Consider the following 612-nt stretch of genomic DNA (forward strand, 5'->3'; position numbering starts at 1 on the left):
GTCCAGGGGCAGGCCGTAGCGGTCGTCCCCGGCGGCGCAGACCAGGAACGGGCGGGTCGCCGCCCGATGGGCGATGTCGACGCCCCGGCGGGCGAGGGCGGCCGTGCGCTCGTCGAGCAGCCTCCGGATGCGCGGATCGTCTGAGCTGTCCCCTGCGGCCGGTGCGATCACGATACGGATGTCCTCATGCGCAGGCGGGCGTCCTCCACGCTTTCGACCAATCGTCCGGCGCTCAGCCCGTCGCCTTCGCGGAGCAGGGTGTCGGGCGGCTGGTCGCGGCCGAAGCGGACGGCGTTGTCGAAGGCCCGGCGGGCCTCGGCCTCGCGTCCCTGGGCGCCGAGCAGCAGGCCGAGCTGGTAATGCGCCATCACGAAGGTGCGGTCGAGATAGAGCGCCCCGCGCAGGGCACGCTCGGCCTCCGCCTGTCGGCCGAGGTCGTAGGCGAGAAGACCGTCGTAATAGTGCAGCCGCGCATCGGTGGGGGTGGTCAGGAGGGCCGCCTGAACCCTGCGCCACCCTTCCGCGATCTGCCCGGAATCGGCGAGCCCCCGGATCGCGTCCAGCACCGCCTCGACATCCTCCGGCCCGGCCCCGTCGATCGAGGGCGAGGGC

The 612-nt window shown here is 73.4% G+C and carries 1 pseudogene; it reads right to left on the reverse strand.

The features are described 5' to 3' along the window. Positions 1-167 precede the first annotated feature (167 nt). A pseudogene (locus MBTS_RS23095) lies at positions 168-612 on the reverse strand (CheR family methyltransferase); the annotation flags it as partial.

The organism is Methylobacterium bullatum (assembly GCF_014845095.1).
GTDB lineage: Bacteria > Pseudomonadota > Alphaproteobacteria > Rhizobiales > Beijerinckiaceae > Methylobacterium > Methylobacterium bullatum.